At 29.7% G+C, this 20,264-nt stretch carries 21 protein-coding genes, 2 pseudogenes and 1 riboswitch; of the genes and pseudogenes, 8 read left to right on the top strand and 15 right to left on the bottom strand.

The features are described from left to right. The first annotated feature begins 81 nt into the window (after positions 1 to 81). Genes XJ44_RS08670 through hydE form a run of 4 tightly spaced genes read left to right on the top strand, consistent with a single transcriptional unit; the run spans position 82 to position 2,998 of the window. A complete protein-coding gene (locus XJ44_RS08670) occupies positions 82 to 333 on the top strand; it encodes a TM1266 family iron-only hydrogenase system putative regulator (protein WP_075666575.1) in 252 nt (83 codons plus the stop codon). A 2-nt stretch (positions 334 to 335) separates the two neighbouring features. Then, positions 336 to 1,751 (top strand): [FeFe] hydrogenase H-cluster radical SAM maturase HydG, encoded by a 1,416-nt coding sequence (gene hydG, locus XJ44_RS08665; protein WP_077198748.1) that lies wholly within the window; start codon positions 336 to 338, stop codon positions 1,749 to 1,751. After that, positions 1,738 to 2,007, top strand: coding sequence for a hypothetical protein (locus tag XJ44_RS08660; RefSeq protein ID WP_077198747.1), 270 nt, complete (start codon positions 1,738 to 1,740; stop codon positions 2,005 to 2,007). The genes hydG and XJ44_RS08660 overlap by 14 nt, the downstream gene beginning before the upstream one ends. Next, on the top strand, positions 1,973 to 2,998 hold the full coding sequence (gene hydE / locus XJ44_RS08655) for a [FeFe] hydrogenase H-cluster radical SAM maturase HydE (protein ID WP_077198746.1): 1,026 nt from the start codon (positions 1,973 to 1,975) through the stop codon (positions 2,996 to 2,998). The genes XJ44_RS08660 and hydE overlap by 35 nt, the downstream gene beginning before the upstream one ends. On the opposite strand, the gene XJ44_RS08650 is transcribed toward hydE, so the two are convergent. The 10 genes from XJ44_RS08650 to XJ44_RS08610 form a co-directional block, all read right to left on the bottom strand. Beyond that, on the bottom strand, positions 2,971 to 4,272 hold the full coding sequence (locus tag XJ44_RS08650; RefSeq protein ID WP_084758793.1) for an amidohydrolase: 1,302 nt from the start codon (positions 4,270 to 4,272) through the stop codon (positions 2,971 to 2,973). The two genes, hydE and XJ44_RS08650, sit on opposite strands and share 28 nt — an antisense overlap. Next, positions 4,269 to 5,228, bottom strand: a complete 960-nt coding sequence (gene pfkA, locus XJ44_RS08645; protein WP_075666570.1) for a 6-phosphofructokinase — start codon at positions 5,226 to 5,228, stop codon at positions 4,269 to 4,271. Before pfkA ends, XJ44_RS08650 begins: the two co-directional genes overlap by 4 nt. A 99-nt stretch (positions 5,229 to 5,327) precedes the next feature. Then, positions 5,328 to 6,527: a thiamine-phosphate synthase family protein gene (locus XJ44_RS08640; protein WP_077198745.1), complete on the bottom strand. Its 1,200-nt coding sequence runs from the start codon at positions 6,525 to 6,527 to the stop codon at positions 5,328 to 5,330. 3 nt (positions 6,528 to 6,530) lie between these two features. Next, positions 6,531 to 7,241: a sugar phosphate isomerase/epimerase gene (locus tag XJ44_RS08635; protein ID WP_077198744.1), complete on the bottom strand. Its 711-nt coding sequence runs from the start codon at positions 7,239 to 7,241 to the stop codon at positions 6,531 to 6,533. Continuing rightward, positions 7,238 to 8,515 carry a phosphomethylpyrimidine synthase ThiC gene (gene thiC / locus XJ44_RS08630; RefSeq protein WP_077198743.1) on the bottom strand — a complete coding sequence of 426 codons (1,278 nt, stop codon included), beginning with the start codon at positions 8,513 to 8,515 and terminating at the stop codon, positions 7,238 to 7,240. Before thiC ends, XJ44_RS08635 begins: the two co-directional genes overlap by 4 nt. Beyond that, a complete protein-coding gene (locus tag XJ44_RS08625) occupies positions 8,512 to 9,288 on the bottom strand; it encodes a sulfide-dependent adenosine diphosphate thiazole synthase (RefSeq protein WP_077198742.1) in 777 nt (258 codons plus the stop codon). Before XJ44_RS08625 ends, thiC begins: the two co-directional genes overlap by 4 nt. A gap of 52 nt (positions 9,289 to 9,340) precedes the next feature. Continuing rightward, a riboswitch (TPP riboswitch) is annotated at positions 9,341 to 9,452 on the bottom strand. Positions 9,453 to 9,488: 36 nt separating this feature from the next. Then, positions 9,489 to 9,926, bottom strand: coding sequence for a DUF4234 domain-containing protein (locus XJ44_RS08620; RefSeq protein ID WP_232218187.1), 438 nt, complete (start codon positions 9,924 to 9,926; stop codon positions 9,489 to 9,491). 744 nt (positions 9,927 to 10,670) lie between these two features. After that, the gene (locus XJ44_RS09280; protein WP_158071838.1) at positions 10,671 to 10,826 is read right to left on the bottom strand and encodes a hypothetical protein; all 156 of its coding nucleotides are present in this window, start codon (positions 10,824 to 10,826) and stop codon (positions 10,671 to 10,673) included. 184 nt (positions 10,827 to 11,010) lie between these two features. After that, positions 11,011 to 11,151, bottom strand: coding sequence for a hypothetical protein (locus tag XJ44_RS09275; protein ID WP_158071837.1), 141 nt, complete (start codon positions 11,149 to 11,151; stop codon positions 11,011 to 11,013). Positions 11,152 to 11,597: 446 nt separating this feature from the next. Beyond that, positions 11,598 to 12,620: an LVIVD repeat-containing protein gene (locus tag XJ44_RS08610; RefSeq protein WP_077198740.1), complete on the bottom strand. Its 1,023-nt coding sequence runs from the start codon at positions 12,618 to 12,620 to the stop codon at positions 11,598 to 11,600. 1,258 nt (positions 12,621 to 13,878) lie between these two features. Here XJ44_RS08610 and istA point away from each other — a divergent pair. From istA to XJ44_RS09515, 3 genes and pseudogenes are all read left to right on the top strand, one after another. Further along, a pseudogene (istA, locus tag XJ44_RS08605) lies at positions 13,879 to 14,916 on the top strand (IS21 family transposase); the annotation flags it as partial. A gap of 23 nt (positions 14,917 to 14,939) precedes the next feature. Next, the gene (locus XJ44_RS09520) at positions 14,940 to 15,122 is read left to right on the top strand and encodes an ATP-binding protein (protein ID WP_408645830.1); all 183 of its coding nucleotides are present in this window, start codon (positions 14,940 to 14,942) and stop codon (positions 15,120 to 15,122) included. Then, positions 15,118 to 15,414 (top strand): annotated as a pseudogene (locus XJ44_RS09515) (ATP-binding protein); the annotation flags it as partial. The gene XJ44_RS09520 and the pseudogene XJ44_RS09515, both read left to right, overlap by 5 nt. A gap of 295 nt (positions 15,415 to 15,709) precedes the next feature. Here the strand turns inward: XJ44_RS09515 and XJ44_RS09335 are convergent. The 5 genes from XJ44_RS09335 to XJ44_RS09265 all read right to left on the bottom strand — a co-directional run bounded on the left by XJ44_RS09335 (position 15,710) and on the right by XJ44_RS09265 (position 18,074). Further along, a complete protein-coding gene (locus XJ44_RS09335; protein WP_198022709.1) occupies positions 15,710 to 15,847 on the bottom strand; it encodes a YciI family protein in 138 nt (45 codons plus the stop codon). A 178-nt stretch (positions 15,848 to 16,025) separates the two neighbouring features. After that, complete coding sequence (locus XJ44_RS09330) at positions 16,026 to 16,202, bottom strand: hypothetical protein (RefSeq protein ID WP_198022708.1); 177 nt, start codon at positions 16,200 to 16,202, stop codon at positions 16,026 to 16,028. Next, complete coding sequence (locus XJ44_RS09325; RefSeq protein ID WP_198927387.1) at positions 16,199 to 16,498, bottom strand: hypothetical protein; 300 nt, start codon at positions 16,496 to 16,498, stop codon at positions 16,199 to 16,201. Before XJ44_RS09325 ends, XJ44_RS09330 begins: the two co-directional genes overlap by 4 nt. A 7-nt stretch (positions 16,499 to 16,505) precedes the next feature. Further along, positions 16,506 to 17,369, bottom strand: coding sequence for a hypothetical protein (locus tag XJ44_RS08585; protein WP_077198738.1), 864 nt, complete (start codon positions 17,367 to 17,369; stop codon positions 16,506 to 16,508). A gap of 561 nt (positions 17,370 to 17,930) precedes the next feature. Continuing rightward, complete coding sequence (locus XJ44_RS09265; RefSeq protein ID WP_158071835.1) at positions 17,931 to 18,074, bottom strand: hypothetical protein; 144 nt, start codon at positions 18,072 to 18,074, stop codon at positions 17,931 to 17,933. Between the two features lie 834 nt (positions 18,075 to 18,908). Between XJ44_RS09265 and XJ44_RS08580 the strand changes: the two genes are divergently transcribed. After that, positions 18,909 to 20,237: a radical SAM/SPASM domain-containing protein gene (locus tag XJ44_RS08580; RefSeq protein WP_077198737.1), complete on the top strand. Its 1,329-nt coding sequence runs from the start codon at positions 18,909 to 18,911 to the stop codon at positions 20,235 to 20,237. The last annotated feature ends 27 nt before the right edge of the window (positions 20,238 to 20,264 follow it).

The raw sequence follows: 20,264 nt of genomic DNA, 5'->3' as shown, positions 1-20,264 counted from the left end.
ACCTGAGACCAAGGAAAGGGGTGAAAAGTTATAAGGGATTTTTCCCCCTTTCCTTGGTATTTTTGGAAAGGGGGATTTTTTATGGAAAATTTCTACTCTATAAATATTGTGGTAGGAAACAGGAACGATATATATGACAAAGTAAATGAGATATTACATAACTACTCAAAGTATATAAAATTAAGAGTTGGATATCCTATTGAGGAAGAAAATAGTGCTGTTATCTTTTTGCTTTTCAAAGCAAATAATGATACTCTTGGAAGTTTTACCGGAAAATTAGGACAATTAAAAACCGTAAAAGTAAAAAGTTTATTAATAAAAAAGGAGGCATAATTATGTATGTTTTTGTAAAAGAAAATGAAAATGAAAAAACCTTTATTAACACTGGCGAAATTCTTTCCATACTTGAATCTACAAAAAATCCAGAAAGTGAAAAAATACGCAATATTCTCCAAAAATCACTCAATAAAGAAAGGCTTACACCGTATGAAGTTGCAACTTTACTAAATGCCAACTCGGATGAATTGTGGGAAGAAATTTTTGAAGCAGCAAGAAAATTAAAAGAAAAAGTATATGGAAATAGAATTGTATTATTTGCACCACTTTATATAGGAAACGAATGTATAAACGATTGTGAATATTGTGGATTTAGAATTTCAAACAAAGATGTTATTAGGAAAACCCTATCTATAGAAAAACTAAAAGATGAGGTAAAAGCACTTGTAACGAAAGGTCACAAACGACTTATAGTTGTCTACGGTGAACATCCTATGTATTCACCTCAGTTCATTGCAAAGACAATTGATAATATTTATAACACAAAAGTTGGAAACGGTGAAATAAGGAGAGTAAATGTCAATGCTGCACCACAAACCGTTGAAGGATATAAAATAATAAAAGAAGTTGGTATAGGAACATTCCAAATATTCCAAGAAACATATCACATACCAACGTACAAAAAAATGCATCCTAGAGGGCCAAAATCTAATTTTGCGTGGAGACTATATGGACTTGATAGAGCCATGCTTGCTGGAATTGATGATGTTGGAATTGGAGCTTTATTTGGATTATACGATTGGAAATTTGAAGTTATGGGTCTTATTTATCATACCATTCACCTTGAAGAAAGATTTGGAGTAGGACCTCACACAATTTCATTTCCAAGAATAGAACCAGCTGTTGGAACTCCCACAGCAAAAAGGCCTCCATATCAAGTTAACGACGAAGATTTTAAAAAGATAGTTGCCATCTTAAGACTAGCTGTGCCATATACAGGGTTAATATTAACTGCAAGAGAACCAATGAATATAAGAAGAGAAGTTTTAAAACTTGGAGTTTCACAAATTGATGCTGGCTCAAGCATAGGTGTTGGTTCATATTCTGAAAAAGATCCAGAAGTAATTAAAAAAAGTCAATTTATTCTTGGCGACACAAGAACATTAGATGAAGTTATCTATGAACTTTTAAAAGAAAACTATATCCCATCTTTTTGTACTGCTTGTTATAGAGCAGGAAGAACAGGCGAACACTTCATGGAATTTGCAATTCCAGGTTTTGTAAAAAGATTTTGTACTCCAAATGCATTATTTACATTAAATGAATACCTAAATGATTATGCTTCTGAAAAAACGTATAAAATAGGAAAAAAAGTAATAAAAACGGAAGTAGAAAAACTTGACACAAAACAAAAAGAAACAGTAAAAGATGGTCTAAACAAAATAGACAAAGGTGAGAGAGATGTCAGATTTTAAACTAAAGGATTTGTTAAATAAAATAGCAAAGAAATACAATTGTAAAATATGGATAAACAAAAAAATTGGTAAAAGAATAAGTTTCATAGAAAAAGCGGGAAATGAATATTATCTCCCACCGGAAGTACTTTATGAAGATAGTGAATATATTATTTTCTGTGAAAATATCCATTCCAAAGATGATGAATATTTAAGAAAACTACTTTTAGAGGTGATAAAATATGCTAGAAATGCTGAAAAAAATTCAAAAAGATAATGTTACACTTGAAGTACTTGAATATCTAATATCTACCAACAAATACGACAATGAAATCTTATCATTTGCTGATGAAATTAGGAAAAAATACGTAGGTGATGAAATACACATAAGAGCAATTATAGAATTTTCTAACTACTGTAAAATGGATTGTCTATATTGCGGATTAAGGGCCCCAAATAATAAAATAAAAAGATACAGAATGAGCCCCGATGAAATTTTTAGAAGAGCTAAATTAATATCAGAAAAAAACATAAAAACAATAGTTTTACAGTCAGGTGAAGATCCTTACTATACCACTGAAATAATTGAAAAGCTAATAAAAAGAATAAAATCACTTAACGTTGCTATAACTCTAAGCATTGGCGAAAGAGATTTTAAAGAATATAAAATTTGGAAAGATGCCGGTGCCGATAGATACCTAATGAGACACGAAACGGCAGATGAAGAATTATACAATAACCTTCATCCACATGATACTTTTGAAAATAGAAAAAAACACCTTTTTAAGTTAAAAGAATTAGGCTATGAAGTTGGAGCGGGGTGCATGGTTGGATTACCCGGGCAAGGAGCTAGAGAATTAGCAAAAGATCTACTCTTTTTAAAAGAACTTGATTCAGACATGATAGGTATTGGTCCATTTATTCCAAATCCAAATACTCCTTTGAAAAATGCAAAAGGTGGTGATTTAAAACTAACCTTAAAAATAATAGCGCTTGCCAGAATATTAATTCCCACTGCAAATATTCCTGCAACCACTGCTATGGGAAGTCTTCATCCATTTGGAAGACAAATGGCTCTTAAGTCTGGGGCAAATGTAATAATGCCAAATCTAACCCCTAATCCATACAGACCACACTATACACTGTACCCAAATAAAATTTGTCTATTTGAAGTAGATACAAGTTGTATTGAATGTGTTAAAGGTATGATAAAAGATCTAAAAAGGAAAGTAGGACAAACTTATGGATTCAGAGTTAAGGTATCATAAACAAGTTCACCGTTTACAAAAACTTTTTCTAAATTTCTTAACGTTTTATCTTTAAAAATAATAAAATCAGCCAGATATTGGGGTTTTATAACCCCAATATTTTCTTTAATTAGTTTTCCAGAAAATTCAGTATACAATGAGATTGACTCGCTAAAGGAAAAGCCCAATTTTAAAGCAGCTTGAATTACATATAAAGGGGAAATTGGTGAAACTGGTCCATCACTTGAAAAAGAAATCAAAATATTATTTTCATACATATTTCTAAAAGGATATAAAAGTATATTACTAAAATCAACACTAGATATTAAATTCAAATCTTCAAAGAAAAAATGAGGTTGTACAGAAAAACTAAAGGAAGATAGCTTTTCAAAGTCCCTTTTTTTTACAAATTGTGCATGAATAATTCTATGACCTGTTTTCTTTCCAAATGCCTCAATAGTTCTACTTAGTGCCTCATCACCTATTGTATGAACACATACTTGCAAGTTATTTTTCTCTGCAAATTCCACTATATCACTAAAATTATCCGGCAAAGTAAAAATACCAAAACCACTATTATTTTTATACGTTTTAGATAAAAATGCTGTTTTACCACCTAATGAACCATCTGCAAAAAGCTTTATACCAAAAATTTTTGATATTCCATAGCTACCAAACTCAAATTCCCATGGATTTTTTGTACATAATTTTTCATATACACGTAATTTACTCTCTTTCAAAAGTCTCTTTAACAATTCAAATGAAATCCCATGTAAATCATCTGAATGTACACTCGTAATCCCATGTTTTAAAAACTCATTTATCCCCTCTTTAAAAGCCCTTACCAAAAATTCAGAAGGGATGTATTCCCATATTTTTTCTATTTCATCTTCGAAAATATAATAATTGTTAATTTTCAAAAGCCTTTGCGCTTTCCTATTTAGAAATGCAACATGACCACACTTTCTAATCAAAATAACTGGAGATTTAACTGTATCAAAAAAATCTTTATTATCTATCTTTTCCCAGCCTCTTCCTAAAATTATATCACTATCTATATCTAGAATTTTTTCAAAATTTTCATCACTTAAATCTAAAGTTAATTTTTTTATTCCTACACCTAAAATATGTGCATGTGAATCAGAAAAACCCGGAAGAATATATTTCCCTTCCAGGTTAACTTCTTTATCAAATTTTTTTGGATAAACAAATTTGTTTCCTTCTACAAAAAAGTCCTTTTTTACAAAGTTACCATCTTTCCAAACATACCCATTGCTAAACTTTACTACCATCATGACAATAAAGCCGTTAATTCCACTAATTCCATATTCAATGACTTCTTTTGTTTTAATACTTCATCGAGCTTTACTGGAACAATTTTTCCTCCCTGTAAAGCCATCATAACATAACTTTGACCCCTTTTTAAAAACTCAACAGCTGCAACTCCCATTCTAGATGCCAACAATCTATCAAAAGCAGTAGGGGAACCTCCACGTTGAATGTGTCCTAATATTGTTATTCTAGTCTCATATCCTATTCTATGTTCAAGATGTCTTGCAACTGTATAAGCACTTGCCGCACCTTCTGCCACTACAACTATACAATTAATTTTTCCCCTTTCTCTTTCCTTCAGGATCTTATTTCCAAGAGCTTCATAATTAACGGGTATTTCTGGAATTACTATAGCTTCTGCTCCAGTAACTAACCCAGCCACTGTAGCAATGTAACCAGATGAACGCCCCATAACTTCTACAATAAATGCTCTTTCATGCGATGATGCAGTATCTTTTAATTTTTGTATAGCATCAACAACAGTGTTTAAGCATGTATCTACTCCAATGCTCATATCAGTCATTGCAATATCGTTATCTATCGTTCCTGGAATTCCTACAACTGGCACCTTTTGTTCCTCTTCTAAAAACATCGCACCGTGTAAACTACCTTCTCCACCAATTACAATTAATCCTTCTACTCCATGCTTTGCAAGAATTGATGCTGCTTCCCTTCTAGTCTCTTTTCTTACAAATTCAGGGCATCTACTACTTCTTAGGATAGTCCCTCCTTTTTCCATTATTCCCCCAACAGATGCAAAATCCATTTCTATAAAATCTTCATCCAATAACCCAGCATAACCTCTTTGAATACCTAAAACCTTTATATCATTTTTTACAGCATAACGAACAACAGCACGTACAGCAGCATTCATTCCTGGAGCATCTCCACCGCTAGTCATAACTGCAATTTTTTTCATAGAAATCCTCCTTTTTCTAGTTTGCCTAAATATATAATACCACAAAATAAGGCAAATTCAATAAATAAAAAACAATATTTAACTATAAAGGAGTCTTTTTTAGAAAATTACACTTTTTACCTTTTCAATAACCTCTCTAGGATTTCTTCCAAAAACTCTTATCATTGCTTCTTTTCCCCAAAAACCTTTATCATATATTATATCAGGTGATTTATCTAAATCTTGTATAATGTTTGCAATTCCCCATCTCAAAGACTGTCCTTCTTTTTCTTTTACCATTTTAGGCTCCAAATATCTTAAATGCTCATACACTTTTAGACCTATTTTATTTGCTTTTTCTACGTATTTTTCATTAAATTTTATATTTGTCGTACACCTTATATAAGGGAATTTTTTCATCATTTCCAGTGTCATCCTTGCAGTATGAGATTTCCCCTTATAAGTTGCATCACCTAAAAAATGAGGCTTGCCAAAAACCAACCTTATTCTTCCGGGAAACTTTGCCACTTCCTCTTCACTTTCCGCCCAAGGTAATGCATACGAAACATTTTGTCCAACTTCTGGAATAGTCAAATGACCTATTTCCATAATATCCATTACTATACTATTTAATTCATCTAAGACTTCAACTTTTTGCCATTCTCTTGTTAATAATTCAACCTGCACTCTGTCTTTAGATCTCTTCAAAACTCTAACTAAAATTTCCGATGCCCTTTTGATTGACTCTTCAGGAGTATATCCTAAAACCAAAAGCGAAGAAAACAATGTTGAAAACACACAACCTGTCCCCCTAAAATTACCTCTTATCCTTTCATGTTGAAAAACCTTACCTTTATATTTTATTTCTATCATCTCCGTATTTTCATGTCCACCTGTAATAACCATATTATCAAATATTCCAACTTTCTTTGCTTCAACGCTATTAACAACAATATAATCTGCAAATTTCATATATCTTTTTACTTCTTCCTCATCTAAAAATTTAAATCCGCTTGAAGATTCCAAAGCTGGATTCCAAACAATTGTTGAATTTTTAAAAAGATTTCTCAATTCCTTTATTATTTTAGGTTGTGCTACTCCAACTTTTACCACACTTACATCTTCTAATAACTCTATCTCATCTAAAATTTCTGAAATCTCTCTAAATTTTACATTATATGTCTTTTCGAGCGTTTGTTTGGTAAATGCACTGACTGCTGAATATACACTCATCCCCATAGCAGTAGCAATACCAACATCTTGTATTAAACCAGCACCTGACGAAGGATCAAATCCTGAAATTATTAATAATTTTTTCATAATTCACCTCCAGAAATTCAAAAGTCTATCTAACCCTTTGCAGTCTGGTGTTGCTTCAATTACTATATCCACATCAAATTCTTTTATAAAATTTAACAAATTTATGTATTTTTCATTATCAGACCACGGTAAATGATGACATTTTTTATAAGTCTTATCATCTGCGTAATACACATGAAATTCTTCTACAAAATCTGACAATTCTTCTATAAAATCAAATGGATTTATCCTTTCATCAAGTAAAAGATGTCCAATATCAACACACATAGTCAACCCCAATTCTTCACATAAAAATTTGTAATCTTTTGCCGCATAAAAATATTTATTCCCAAATGTATTTTCAATCCTAATCTTAATAATACCTTTTAATTCATCCAATAATTTAAAATTATCTTTCCAATCTTGCAATTGTAATGTATCTGGATAATGTACTATTAAATATTTGGCAGATAAATACTTGGCCATAAAAGCACTTTGCCTAATCTTCCTAAATGTTTCATGATAATCATTGCACGTTAATTTAGGATGAAAATCCATCTTAAATATAAATGGAGCATGTATTCCAAATGACTTTTTCAAATTAAACAAGTTATTCACAAATAAGGGACTCAAAAATCCTAATTCATAAAAATCTAAATCTTCGAATTTTTCCAAAAAATACTTCAAAAATCTAAAATCACTCCTTATAACACTCGTTGAAACTCCTATTTTCATTCTTTCAAATACTCCTCTACAATTTTTAATGAACAAAATGGTCCACACATTGAACAACCTTTCCCGTGAAACGGTCTATTCTTTAAATATTTATCAACTATCTCCTTGTCTAAAACAACTTTTTTTATGTTTTCAAAATTTAAGGTTTTTCTTGAAATAGCTACTTTATAATTTTCCTCAATAAATTTTCCTCTTGAAAAATCTACAGCCATTGCCGCAATTTTAGAAGAAATAACCCCTAATTTTACATCTTCAACAGAAGGCAATGATAAATGTTCCGAGGGAGTTACATAACAAATAAAATCCGCTCCACTTTTTGCGGCAATTGCCGATCCAATCGATGAGGTAATATGATCATATCCAGGTGCAACATCTAAAACTATTGGCCCAAGTAAAAACACTGGAGCATTTTTCCCATACTTTTTCATTAATTCAACAGTAGACTCTATTTGATCAATTGGAACATGCCCAGGCCCCTCCAGTATTACTTGAACATTCTTACTTCGAGCTTTTTCAACTAACTCTTCAAATATAAACCACTCTTCTAATTGTAACCTATCCAACGAATCAAATAAATTCCCGGGCCTTAAAGAATCTCCTAAACTCAGTGTAACATCATATTCTCTAGCAATATCTAAAACTTCATCAAAGTATCTATAAAACGGATTTTCAAATCCATTTTTAATTATCCAACCTGCAATAATAGAACCGCCACGACTTACTATTTTCATTATTCTATTAGATTTTTTTAGTTTTTTTACAATATCTTTTGTAATACTAACATGCAAAGTAACAAAATCTACACCTTGTTTTGCATGTTTTTCAAATATTTTCAAAAAATCTTTTTCCGAAAAATCTACAACATTCCTATTTTCCTTATATGCTACGACCGCTGCATCGTAAATTGGAACAGTACCTACGGGAATATCCGAAATTGTTAATAACTCTTTTCTCTGAAAATCCAAATCTCCCCATGTAGAAAGAAACATTACACTATCTGCTCCATATTTTCTTGATGTCCTATACTTTTCTAACTCATATTCAAAATCATCATATCCAAAAGAAGTACCAATATTTGCATTAACTTTTATTTTTAAACCTTTTCCTATCCCCATTGGATTTTTCAAAGAAACATGATTATTATTTTTTGGTATAACTATTGTCCCATCTAATAATCCTTTTACAAGATAATCAATACTTCTTCCTTCTTTTTTTGATATTTCATTAAGAATTGAAGGAACCTTACCACTTTTTATTTCATCTATTATTGTCATCCTTTCACCTCAACATCAATATTCTCGATAATAATATTTGCAATTTTAATTCCAGACTTTAACATACCACCGAATATTGGCCCCATTCTTGGACCACCCCCAACAGATACCGCGGCCATTCCCATTACAAGTAACCCCGGTAAAATTTCTTTAGTATTTTCAAGAACAAATTTTTCACCTTCTTTTGCATTCATAGGAAACTCCCTTATTTTTCCTAGAGGTAAGTCAATTGATAAATTTCTATCTATAACCATATTAACTACACTTGCAGGATGTCCAGTACCATCAATAACATATTTTGCCTTTACTGTTATAGGATCAACATGTAACCTTTGCCTTATAACAGGTGCCCAATTAATTACCACACCGTTTATTCTCTCTTTGCTCATTAGAACGTCTTCTACAAAAACATTATTAAATATTTTTGTACCCACTTTTGTTGAATTGTACAACAAAGCTGAAGCAAAATGTACGGAATCAATAGAAATAAACCCTTTAGTTTTCTTGTATTTCATATCTAGCTCTTCTAAAAACCACTCAACATCTTCCTCTACAACTAATTCATTAAATAACATCCCTCCGCCCCATGTCCCACCTCCTGGTTCATTTTTTTCTTCAAAAATTATCACATTAAACCCATTTTTCGATAAAACATATGAAGCGGCTAACGCACTAGGCCCCCCTCCAACAATTGCTACATCTACATCTAAACTTTTTTTTAATTTCTCGGTAAATTCTTCTACTATAATTTTTGAAATTTCTAAATCCCACATCTTAAATCCCTCCTTAAAAAAATTTTGCCCTCCACCGGAGGGCAAAATTTCATTTTTTTCTCTTCCCCAGTCCCTCCGCCGGTATTACCCGGTTCAGGTTCTAAGGGTCGAAGGTTTCCACCTTCCTCTCAGCTCCGGAATATGGAGCTCCCCTCGGGAAATTATTCACTTTACATGTATATTTTAACTCAATTATTTTATCAGGTCAAACTTTTCTCAATTTCTTTTATTAATTTATAAAAAAACACATAAGAATATATTCCAAATGTTAATATAGAAAACAAAATTAAATTAAAAATAGATAGTCTTGACTTTAAAACGCTCAAAATCAATTTTAAGTATAAAAGCACAAACAGTAAAGCAAGAGTTTGCGAAAAGAAATACGTAAAAATAGAAGATGTCAAATAAAGCGGAAAAAAGGAAAAAATTACAAGACTTAAAACAATATAATAAATGGATAAAACATTTATCTTTAATTCTCTTTTAATTTTTAAGCCTATTACATACAAAAAAATCAAAAAAGAGATTGATGAAAGTCCCAAAAAAACTTCTGCAAGCTCTTTATAGAAAAAATATAAAATATTTGAAAGTATCGAAAATCCCACATACATATAATATGAAATTACCACATATCTCATCCCTTCCTACTCATAAGTATAATAAAATTTTTTACTTAAGTCAATTTTTCAAGCAAGCCTGTTCAAAAAAGGAAAAAAGGGAAAGATGAAGTTATAAATTCAACAAAGAATTTTACGAATTTATTTTGCAATATTCTAAAAAGAAAGGTAAACCACGAAAATACCTAGAACACATGATATGCAAAATTTGTGTTGTACAATTTAATAGAGTTATCCAAATAGTTTTTTATTTAATTTTTCACATAACAATTATATCTCTTTATTTTTTAAAAAGACTCAAATAAGTTTTCTTTCAACTTCTTTCTCATTTTTTAAAGCGAAAATCCAAATTTCAACTAGGTTTTCTCCTGAAACAAATATCTTTAATCATGAAAAAAGGAAACCGAATATCGTCGATAACAACATCACAAATGTAAATATATTTCCTCTAATCATCTTTTATAATAGGCACCATCTTGCTATTCTATTCAATTTTGAAATTGCTAATTCCCATTAGAAATAAAATTTATCCAAGGGCATGGTGTTTTTGGCGTTTTATTATGTATTCACAACAATCATCAAAAAAGTATTCGTATCCAAAATATATCTATGCCTTTTTATAAAACAAACTATGGTTACATACACGTTGTTTAAAAATCACTCTTAAAACAACAACCACAAGATTTTCTTACAAGAACGTTTGTATGAAATTTAACTTTTATTGGCATTTTTGGTTGTCACACTGTTGTAAGAGAAAGATTCTGCTCAACGATCATCATCAAAACCTACTATAGCATGTATCTCAGTAGGTAAATGGCCAAGCTGTTTTGCCCTGTAACCAAATCCCAAAGCTATTTCATCGTTTGAAGCAAAAATCGCTTCAGGGTCGATTAAAAAAATAGCCTCACTCACTTTTTCCATGTCTTCTTTTGTAAAATTATCCAAAAAAACAAACGACTCATCATACTTTATTCCACTATTCTAAAAGTTTTCTTCTATAACTTTCTAATCTCTACAAAACATGATAACTATCAAAAAGACTCATAACAAAAACTATTTTTTCGAAGCCATGAGCTTCCAAGAGGTGCTGCATAGTAAGCAAACTTCAAAATTCATTATCAAATGAGGCCGTATATATTAGAACTTTTAAATTTTTTTCAAGATATACACACGGTTTCTTAATTTCTGACATTTGATGTACAAAAGCCTCACTCGCTTCTAGATCAAAAACGATAAGTTCATCCACTTGCTTTTTTTTCTAATAATAAACGATTTTTTTACAAATTGTTTCTTTATCATTTAAAGTTTCAAATGTCATAAAAAGCTATAATAGTTATTAGCAGAAAGAATATCTTCCACTCCACTAATTATTTCCATATAAAATGAAGCTGATGTTGACAGAAGCACAAGACCAACAGTCCTAGCCATACTTTTGCCAAGATTGACTGCTCGTTTAAAGGAAGATTATTCTTTTCTTATTCTAAAGTTCGCTAGATCCTCCCATCATTCTAAAATACACCCTGATCTTTTGTTATTTTAAGATGTATTTCCTTTTCTTGTCATTCTAAACACATACATGTGAAAGATTTAACCCCTTTTAACTACGCACTTAATAAATAAATCATATTATTAAAAAAATGGCTTCGAAACTTCACCGAAGCCATTTTTTTGAAATATTTATATTTATTTTTATTATTCACCTAAACCAGTTACGCGCGGTCCATATCCATCTAATTTAAGAGTTTTAACTTTCTTCGGTCTTTTTATATTGGATATGTCAACTATTTCTAATTTATACCCCACTGGAACATATGCATAATTTCCTAAGACATATACTTTTCCTGGCACAGAATCATTAGTCTTGTACATTACAATTTTCTTTGGTTTTTTAGGGTTAGATATATCAACTACTGCAACACCTTTATTAAGTGAAATATACGCATACTTTCCTTTCACAAATATATCATTAACAGAGCCTTCTCCAAGTTCAAGATTTGTAACTGGTCTTGGTTTTGTAGGCTTAGATATTTTATATACTACTAATTCAAATCTCCAATCTATCATATAGAGATAATCTTTTTTTGCATATATTCCGACTGTTACTGCAAACGAGTCGCTGTCATTATCAAAGAACTCTTTATTATTAATTATTCTAACTAATTTTGGACTTTTAGGATTTGATACATCAATTACCGCAAAACCATCACCTTTACAAGCTACATATGCATACTTTCCTTCAACCCATATATCCGCCATCCTTATAGATGAATTAGTATTACTTAATAACTCAAGCTGACTAATCTGCTTTGGACTTTCAGGATTAGATATGTCAAATACTACAAAAAATCTTTTTTTATTTACAACATAGGCATAATTATCTCTTATATATAGAGCATATGTTTCACCATTAGTGTTAACAGTTGCAACTTGTTTTGGATTTGTTAAATCAGATATATCAAATATCATAAGACCATTTTTTTTAGCTGTAACATATACATAATTTCCATTAACGTATGATCTATTAGCAGTTTTTGCATAAAATTGGCTAACTTCTTCTGGATACATTGGATCACTAAAATCCATAATTTTAACTTTCGAATTTACAGTTACAAGCACATAATTTTTCAAAGAAACGTTTTCACCAAAATACAAACCCGTGGTGAAAACAAGAAGAACTAATAAAGCTACTACCCGTACTTTAAATAATTTGTTCATACTTTATACCTCCTATTTAAAATAATTGTGACAAAGCTTTTATAAAAAAGCTACACTACTTCATAATAACAAAGAATCAATATTTTTTCAATTTCAACAACGTAACAATATCGTTAAACGCAATATAAATACACCACTTAAATACTTTTTAAATGGTATTTCTGCTTGATTATATTTATATATAGCTGTAACTTCAAAAAAATATTTCTCCGAAAGAAAATCAACTTTGTAATATACTTATTTTTTATTAAAAACTTTTTTCAAACAACTTAATTAATGTATAATATCATAGTAGAAGCGTTACAAAACATAACATACAAATTATATTTTATATTTAATTATTTATGTATAGGAAGATTACAGTGCAAAACAACACCAATGTAAATATGCTATTTGTTCTAACGCATTGACAAATATGTAACTTGCTATCTTTAATTGACACTGAAGATATAGCATTATTCGACATTCAAAGACCTTTTGTTTAGAATAAAACAAAAGTTAGAGATTTATTAGTTTCTCCATACAAAGGTCTATCTGTAAGAATCATAATACTATAGAAAATAGCTAAATCCAATCAACAATCCAAAAACAAAGCTATAACCCCTAATGAAAAAAAGAGCCAACTTATTTGGTCATTGATGAAAAACAAAGATTAACATTAATCTACTTTATAATCAAAAATAAGCCCGTAATTTTTAATAATGTAAAAAAAGAAAAATTAAAATAGCTTTTAATCATATTATGAAAAATGAAACAATAAAAAAAGCACCTCGAAGTGGTAAAATAAAACCAACGAGGGGGTGTATTTTTTTGACAAAAAAGGGCAGAAATTTAAGAAATATTATTCTAAACTAAGACAAGAAGTCATTAGACTTCACTTTGAAGAGAAACTTCCAAAAAGAACCATTTCTTCTCTTTTGGGTATTGATCAAAGCAGAGTTCGTTTGTAGATTAGCAACTATCTTACTGTTGAACTAAAAAGAGGTAGGCCAAAGAAGAAAACTTTAGAATAAGAAATGAAAAGTTGAGAGCTGAGAATGCATATTTGAAACTCTCTATGAAAAAGATACTTGAAGAAAAAGAAATAAAAAACAAAGATTGAAGTAATAAACCAACTAAACAAAGAATTCAGCATTAAAATATTGTGTAAAATAGTATGGATTTCAAGAAGCACATATTACCGAATATTACGCAAAAACCAAAGATGTAAATGGTAAAATACAAATGGCCAAGAAGAGGAAAATAAAAATGCACAAAAATGTACATAAATGGTATCCTTCCAAAGGAAAGAGGGATACCAGAAAAAATCAAACAACATTTGGAAATGTTAAGGGGAATGGATTTGAGGCCGAACTTTTCTGAATTAGCCAGGATATACAGGATAGACAGAAGGACAGTAAAGAAATATTGGAAATGAACAAATCTAGCAAGTTAGATAAATATTTTGAAAAGATATCGATGTTAATGTCAATTAAGGGGATCACGATTAGAGCAGCATATGAAAGGTTAAGAGATGAAGAAGGGGGAGTGGTAGGGACATATTCAAACTTTAGGAAATATGTAAAAAGGAAGGGGTTGAGACCAGAGAAAAAAACTAAAGGGCATCCAAGATTTGAAACTTTACCTGGTATTCAAGCTCAAGTAGATTGGAAAGAAAATATGAGGTTACATTCAAAGGATGGAGAAGAATTTGTGGTAAATGTATTTAATTACAAATTGGGATATTCAAGATACTGTTACTTTGAATACAGACAAAGCAAGACACAACAAGATATTTTTGAATGTTTAATCAATGCATTTAAAACTACAGGTGGTGTTCCTCAAGAGATATTATTTGACAATATGAAATCTGTTGTTGACATCACTGAAAGTGGTAGAAAAATAAACAACAAGATGAAAGCTTTTGCGAGAGATTTTGGATTTAAAATTAAAGTGTGTAAACCAAGACACTCGTATACCAAAGGGAAAGTAGAGTCAGCAAATAAATTTTTAAATTGGTTATTAGCATATGATTACGCTTTTGAAAGTGAGGAAGAACTAAAAGATATAATCAGAAGAATAAATAAAAAAGTCAACACACAAATAAGCCAAGCAACAAATGTTCCGCCATTATTGTTGTTTCAAAAAGAAAAAGAGTATTTATCCCACTTGCCAAGAAGACATATCGAATCATATGTAGACCACTCTGTTAAGGTTAAAGATTCATTAATATACTACAATATACTACAAAGGGAATAAATACTCCTTTCCAACAGAATACATAGGAAAAATAGTTAATCTAAAAATTAATGAAAACTACTTTTAGATTTAAAAAGCTTAATATTTATAGAAAATAATGAAAATATATTATTTGTAGGTACTTCAGGATTTGGTAAAACGCATCTTGCAGTTTCATTAAGAATAGAAAAATATAGATATTCAACATATTTTATACATTTCCAAGAATTAATAGCTCAATTGAAAAAAAGCTCTAAAAGAAAACAGATTAGAAGTAAGACTTAAACACTTTGTAAAATACAAAGTATTAATAATAGATGAAATAGAATATTTACCAATAGATAGAGATGGAGCAAATATATTCTTCCAACTAATCTCAAAAAGATATGAAAAACATTCAACAATAATAACTACCAATACTCCGTTCTCAGAATGGAGCGAGATATTTGGTTCTCCTGTATTAGCTCAAGCAATATTAGATAGACTATTACACCATTCCCACGTAATCTTAATTAAAGGAAAATCTTATAGATTAAAGGAAAAACTTGAATTTTTCTCTAATTCTTCTAAACAGTAATATCTAACCAACAATAATAATCCTTTTTTTTACATTTTTAGGAACGATAATAGGCACTCCAACAGGAAATCAACCATCCAGCTATGGAGATATTTTAAGATTTCAACTACCAATTCCAGGATTTAAATTTTATGTATCCCCAAAAAATGGATGAGGCCTAACATTAATAACGATCCGGAGGACGCCTATACCCTGATATCGAAGTTTATACAACAATGGAAGATATACTGAATAAAAAAGATCCACAAATAGAGAGACTTATAAAAATTATAGATAAAAAACCATGAAAAAAGTATCAATAACCGTTTTTATTAGAAAGAACAACTAACTCCCACTCAAACAGTTTATAAGTATACAATTTTCTTTTTATTATAGGATAATTGTTTGCAATTTCAGTAGCTTCATCTAAATCTGTTGCTTCAAAAATAAGCATTCCGTCATCTTCATTTAAGAAACCTCCACCAATAAAATACCTCTTAGCTGCGACATCGTTTAACTATTTTAAACGATCTTCAAAATCTGTTGGTCCAAATTTAATATCTTTAATTCTATAATCTATTCTAACGAACAATCTATCACCTTTTTTCATACAAATTCCTTCTTTTCAGCAATCATAAATTTTCTTTTAACTCTTTTAAAAACTTCCTTGCAAATTCTTCTTTATCGATATAGAGATTCTGTGTTTCTGAAAGGTAAGGCTTGAATTTTCCAAGTATGTTTTTTTCAATATACTCTATTGTTTCTTCTAATACTTGACCTCTTAAAGTACCAGCAATTAAGGATTTCAAATTATGAAAGTCTTACCTCCTTCAATTAAGTGAGCCCAATGAAGGGTTTTCCCTTCTAATGTTACAGGAGTTTTTTTCTTTTGAGATTTCCAGGAAACCTGAATTATCTTATTAATTTTTTCCTTTGACAATTCTTTAGTTTTAAGAATTTTCAATATTTGTTTTTCTTTTTTATAAAGGATTCCATGAAAATAAGCACCATATATAATTAAATCCATATCTATTTCGTTTTCACAATGTGTTGCTAACCTTTTGACCATTTTAAGAATTCTTTTTATATGTGATAAATCATACATTATATCTTTACTCAGATAAATAAGTTAATACTTCTTTTTTTATTATCTCAAAATTTAATCGAGCCAAGTCTTCTATACAGTATTTTTGATCTAATTTCTTTATTAACTCAGCTCCTAAAAAATAACCAGCATCACTGATACCTAAAACTTCAAACCGATCTCCAAAAAAGTTTTGTGTGTTTCCCACTTCCAAGGCTTCTTTGTATAACTTTTTTAAAGTTCTCCTTTTTTCATTACATTGTTCCATCCACTTTTTACCACGAGAATCTACGTTTTTTCCTAATAATTTGTTTTGATAAAATTGTGCAAATCCTTCTTCATATATTCTCCAAATTCCCAAATTGTATTTAGTTTTTTTAATCCCTCTTGGTAAATCATCTTCCCCTCTCAACTCAAAATGTATTACATGACATAATTCATGGGCTACAAGTGGTTCTAATTTTTCTAACGTATGCCATTTAAGTTCAGCAATTTTTTCAATTCCAAACAATATTGCCCTTTTTCCTTCATATTTATTCACCCAGCCAGCACTATTACCAAGTCCGCAATATAGTACTACATTCAATTCTAAATTTAGATTAAACATCTCAAAACTTTTCTTACTTGTTTTATTAATTATTTGCACTATATTCTGATATGCTTGAATCATTTTTTTGTAATTTTTCTCAATATTGTTAAAAACAAGTTTTTTTGCTATTTCTTGCCAATTATACCCATTTAATTCGTAATCTTCTTTTATTTTTCTCTCAAGTTCAGGATATTTGGATATATACTTTTTGTCCCACAGTTCAACTTTTTCATTCACAGATAAATCTAATTTATTACAAAAAACTTTTCTAAATTCTTGAAATGTATCAATAATTTTTATCACTTAAATCCCCCATAATAGCTTTTTTCTTATAATACTCTTCTAGGAACTGAACAAAAAACAAACAATTTTATGCAAAGTCAAGCTTTTTTTGAACCTGTTTAAAAAGTAAAAAATATAAACTCTTCTCATTTTTTAATCATTCTGTGGAATATTCTTTTTTGTCATTTTAAGTCTTTCCTACCTCCATTCTTAGGAGCGAAACGATGAAAAATCTTATTTTTTCACTAACTCTTTAACCTATCCAACATCGCTAACACTTGACAACCTTTCCGATTATTCTAATTATATTAAACTTTTCTGTTGAAAAAATTCCACGCTATAGCATCATCTGTATTCACAGTTACCTTTATACCATCACCAAATAATTTTCGGGTGCTTTTTTATACTATCTATCCAGTTTAACATATAATTACTTGTTTGGTAAATATTCGGCTAGATGTTATTTTTTTGCAAAAAAACTCATAACAGATTTTGATTTAATTGCATAAATCAACAGATTTAAAGTAGTCAAAGTAAAGATAAGGTTCAAACCATTCAATTAGAAGATCTTCGGAAACTGAATTACAATTCAGGTATAAAGTTTACTTCTGGAGCGTATTTTTGGTGAAGTTTCTTCAATATCTTAATTAATTGCTCAGCTGAACCATTATAAAAACGCCTGAAATAAACATCTATGCTCATTTCTAACTTAATTACCCTATCCATTTTTGCATGTACAAAAGCCGTCTCTATTCCTTATATCAATTTTGTCAACAATTATATAATACATTAAAAACTTATTTAATTCAAATTACAAATTCCCATTTAAAAATCTTATAGATATATTTTTGAAAAATTCCTTTTTATAATGGGGTGATTTCCGTTATATTTAAATATTGTCAATGATGTTTCTATTTTCTTTGCAACCTCAAGCAATTTTTTATCAATATCATTTATTAAATTATTTTTAAACTTCCAGTGATAAGTACAGGGCATGTGACTTTATCTAAATTATTTTTGATTACTGCAATAAAATAATATGGTGTGCAAAACTGCACATCATGTTGTGATCATATATACATTTTATCTAAGCCCCCCTAAAATTCCATATAATTTTCCTTTATTTCTAAATGTTACATATTCTGCATAGTTATCAACATTTAAATTTTCAAAATCAAATTTTTTACAAATTTCAAGTGTCTCAGAAAGTATTTTGGTGAGCTTTTCCTCTGATATGGGTTATTAATCTGTTTTGGTGAGTGTTTTTTATAGCAATTTCTCGACAGAATCTTCAAATTCGTTGTAATATTAAAAAAATAATGTGTTAACACACAAACAATAAATTAGTAATCATTTAAAACACAAAGTATTTTTTTAATAATTTGTCATAAAAAAAAAAAAAAAGGCAAAATGAATTTTTTTGAAGGTTGTACGAGTGAATTTATAAATTGTATAATGCAATTTGGATGGAATATAAAAAAATTTAAGTATTTTATTTAACAAGTGAATTTTTTCTCACATTCATTTAAATAAACAAACTAACGGGGGAGAAGGGGTAATATGGAATTTAAACTCATAAGTCGCTTTGGAAAACATCTTCTTTTTTTGCCTGAGCATTTGTTGTTGTTTGAGATTGATGAAGAGTTATTTTCATTTTTTGAAAACAAAAGTACTTTGCCAGAATCTATAAAAAAGGAAATATTTAAATACTTACCAATTAAACAAAAAAATGAGTTGACGAAAACGGTTGAAGAAAAGTATGATATTAATGCAATAGTTCTAACAGTATCTCATGAATGTAATTTAAATTGCAAATATTGTTATGGAAACAACGGAACTTATGGTAATCCAGGAGTCATGGATTTTGAAACTGCTAAAAGAGCAATTGAAACTTTTTTTGATAAGGGTCAATCAAATGTGGGAATTACATTTTTCGGAGGAGAACCTCTGCTGAACTTTAAACTTATAAAACAAGTTACGAAATTTGCAAAAGAATATATTGGAAGAAATGTAAAATTTGGAATGACAACCAATGGAATTTTGATAAAAGATGATGTTGCATGTTTTCTGACAAATAATGATTTTAGTGTTCTGATAAGCTTAGATGGAGATCAATTTTACAATGATAAATTGCGTTACACAAAAGCTGGTAAAGGCACACATAATACTATCTTAAATAGTATTAAAAAATTATTATTGTATAACACAAATGGTAGAGTTAGTATTCGTGCTACGTTAACTTCTATAAATAACGATTTGATTGAATTAGTTGGATACTTTTCTTCTTTAGATTTACCATTCACAATTCAATTAGTTACAACAAATGATGAAAATTTAAGACCAACTTTCGAAGAATTATCTTCGAAAATTAATGATTTTGGAAAATATATTACAGATCTGGTTAGAGATAGAAATTACAAACAAGCTTTTAAAAAGACATTTGGATGGATGAACCTTGCAATAACTGTTGTTCATGGTAAAAATAAAAGATTTTATCCGTGTGGCGGTGGTAGAAAAGTTTTGGTTGTAAATCCAATGGGTGATGTTTACATTTGCCATAGAATGGATGGAAACAATAACGGCAAGGTTGGAAATATATTTGAAGATACTCGTAAGGACATTATTGAAAATACAAGAAGATTATTTTCAGAGAAGCTCTATACTGTGGATCACTTACAAGATTGTTCTAACTGCTGGGCAAAATATATTTGTGGTGGTAGATGTTATCATGAATCACTGATTACGGCTAATGAATGGAATACCGTTGATAAGCTCAGTTGCCATTTTAAGAAAAAATTGTTTGAATTGGGATTAGTAATATATGCTTATTTACCTGATAAATTAAAAGATAATTTTTCAAAAGCAAACAAATCAGAAGTAGTTTCATAATAAACTGTTTTAAAAAAGGAGGGATTT

It is taken from the genome of Thermosipho affectus (genome assembly GCF_001990485.1).
GTDB classification, from domain to species: Bacteria; Thermotogota; Thermotogae; order Thermotogales; family Fervidobacteriaceae; genus Thermosipho; species Thermosipho affectus.
Note: the sequence above shows the minus strand (reverse complement) of the source record. Positions and strands in the feature narration are given on the sequence as shown.

Bases quoted from the DNA above. Each gene is read 5' to 3' on its own strand.
- XJ44_RS08670 (WP_075666575.1), top strand. From the start codon at position 82: ATGGAAAATTTCTACTCTATAAATATTGTGGTAGGAAACAGGAACGAT.
- hydG (WP_077198748.1), top strand. From the start codon at position 336: ATGTATGTTTTTGTAAAAGAAAATGAAAATGAAAAAACCTTTATTAAC.
- XJ44_RS08660 (WP_077198747.1), top strand. From the start codon at position 1,738: ATGTCAGATTTTAAACTAAAGGATTTGTTAAATAAAATAGCAAAGAAA.
- hydE (WP_077198746.1), top strand. From the start codon at position 1,973: ATGCTAGAAATGCTGAAAAAAATTCAAAAAGATAATGTTACACTTGAA.
- XJ44_RS08650 (WP_084758793.1), bottom strand. From the start codon at position 4,272: ATGATGGTAGTAAAGTTTAGCAATGGGTATGTTTGGAAAGATGGTAAC.
- pfkA (WP_075666570.1), bottom strand. From the start codon at position 5,228: ATGAAAAAAATTGCAGTTATGACTAGCGGTGGAGATGCTCCAGGAATG.
- XJ44_RS08640 (WP_077198745.1), bottom strand. From the start codon at position 6,527: ATGAAAAAATTATTAATAATTTCAGGATTTGATCCTTCGTCAGGTGCT.
- XJ44_RS08635 (WP_077198744.1), bottom strand. From the start codon at position 7,241: ATGAAAATAGGAGTTTCAACGAGTGTTATAAGGAGTGATTTTAGATTT.
- thiC (WP_077198743.1), bottom strand. From the start codon at position 8,515: ATGACAATAATAGATGAAATAAAAAGTGGTAAGGTTCCTTCAATTCTT.
- XJ44_RS08625 (WP_077198742.1), bottom strand. From the start codon at position 9,288: ATGTGGGATTTAGAAATTTCAAAAATTATAGTAGAAGAATTTACCGAG.
- XJ44_RS08620 (WP_232218187.1), bottom strand. From the start codon at position 9,926: ATGAGATATGTGGTAATTTCATATTATATGTATGTGGGATTTTCGATA.
- XJ44_RS09280 (WP_158071838.1), bottom strand. From the start codon at position 10,826: ATGGAAAAAGTGAGTGAGGCTATTTTTTTAATCGACCCTGAAGCGATT.
- XJ44_RS08610 (WP_077198740.1), bottom strand. From the start codon at position 12,620: ATGAACAAATTATTTAAAGTACGGGTAGTAGCTTTATTAGTTCTTCTT.
- XJ44_RS09335 (WP_198022709.1), bottom strand. From the start codon at position 15,847: ATGCTTATTTTTGAAGCAACAGATTTAGATGAAGCTACTGAAATTGCA.
- XJ44_RS09325 (WP_198927387.1), bottom strand. From the start codon at position 16,498: ATGTATGATTTATCACATATAAAAAGAATTCTTAAAATGGTCAAAAGG.
- XJ44_RS09265 (WP_158071835.1), bottom strand. From the start codon at position 18,074: ATGGATAGGGTAATTAAGTTAGAAATGAGCATAGATGTTTATTTCAGG.
- XJ44_RS08580 (WP_077198737.1), top strand. From the start codon at position 18,909: ATGGAATTTAAACTCATAAGTCGCTTTGGAAAACATCTTCTTTTTTTG.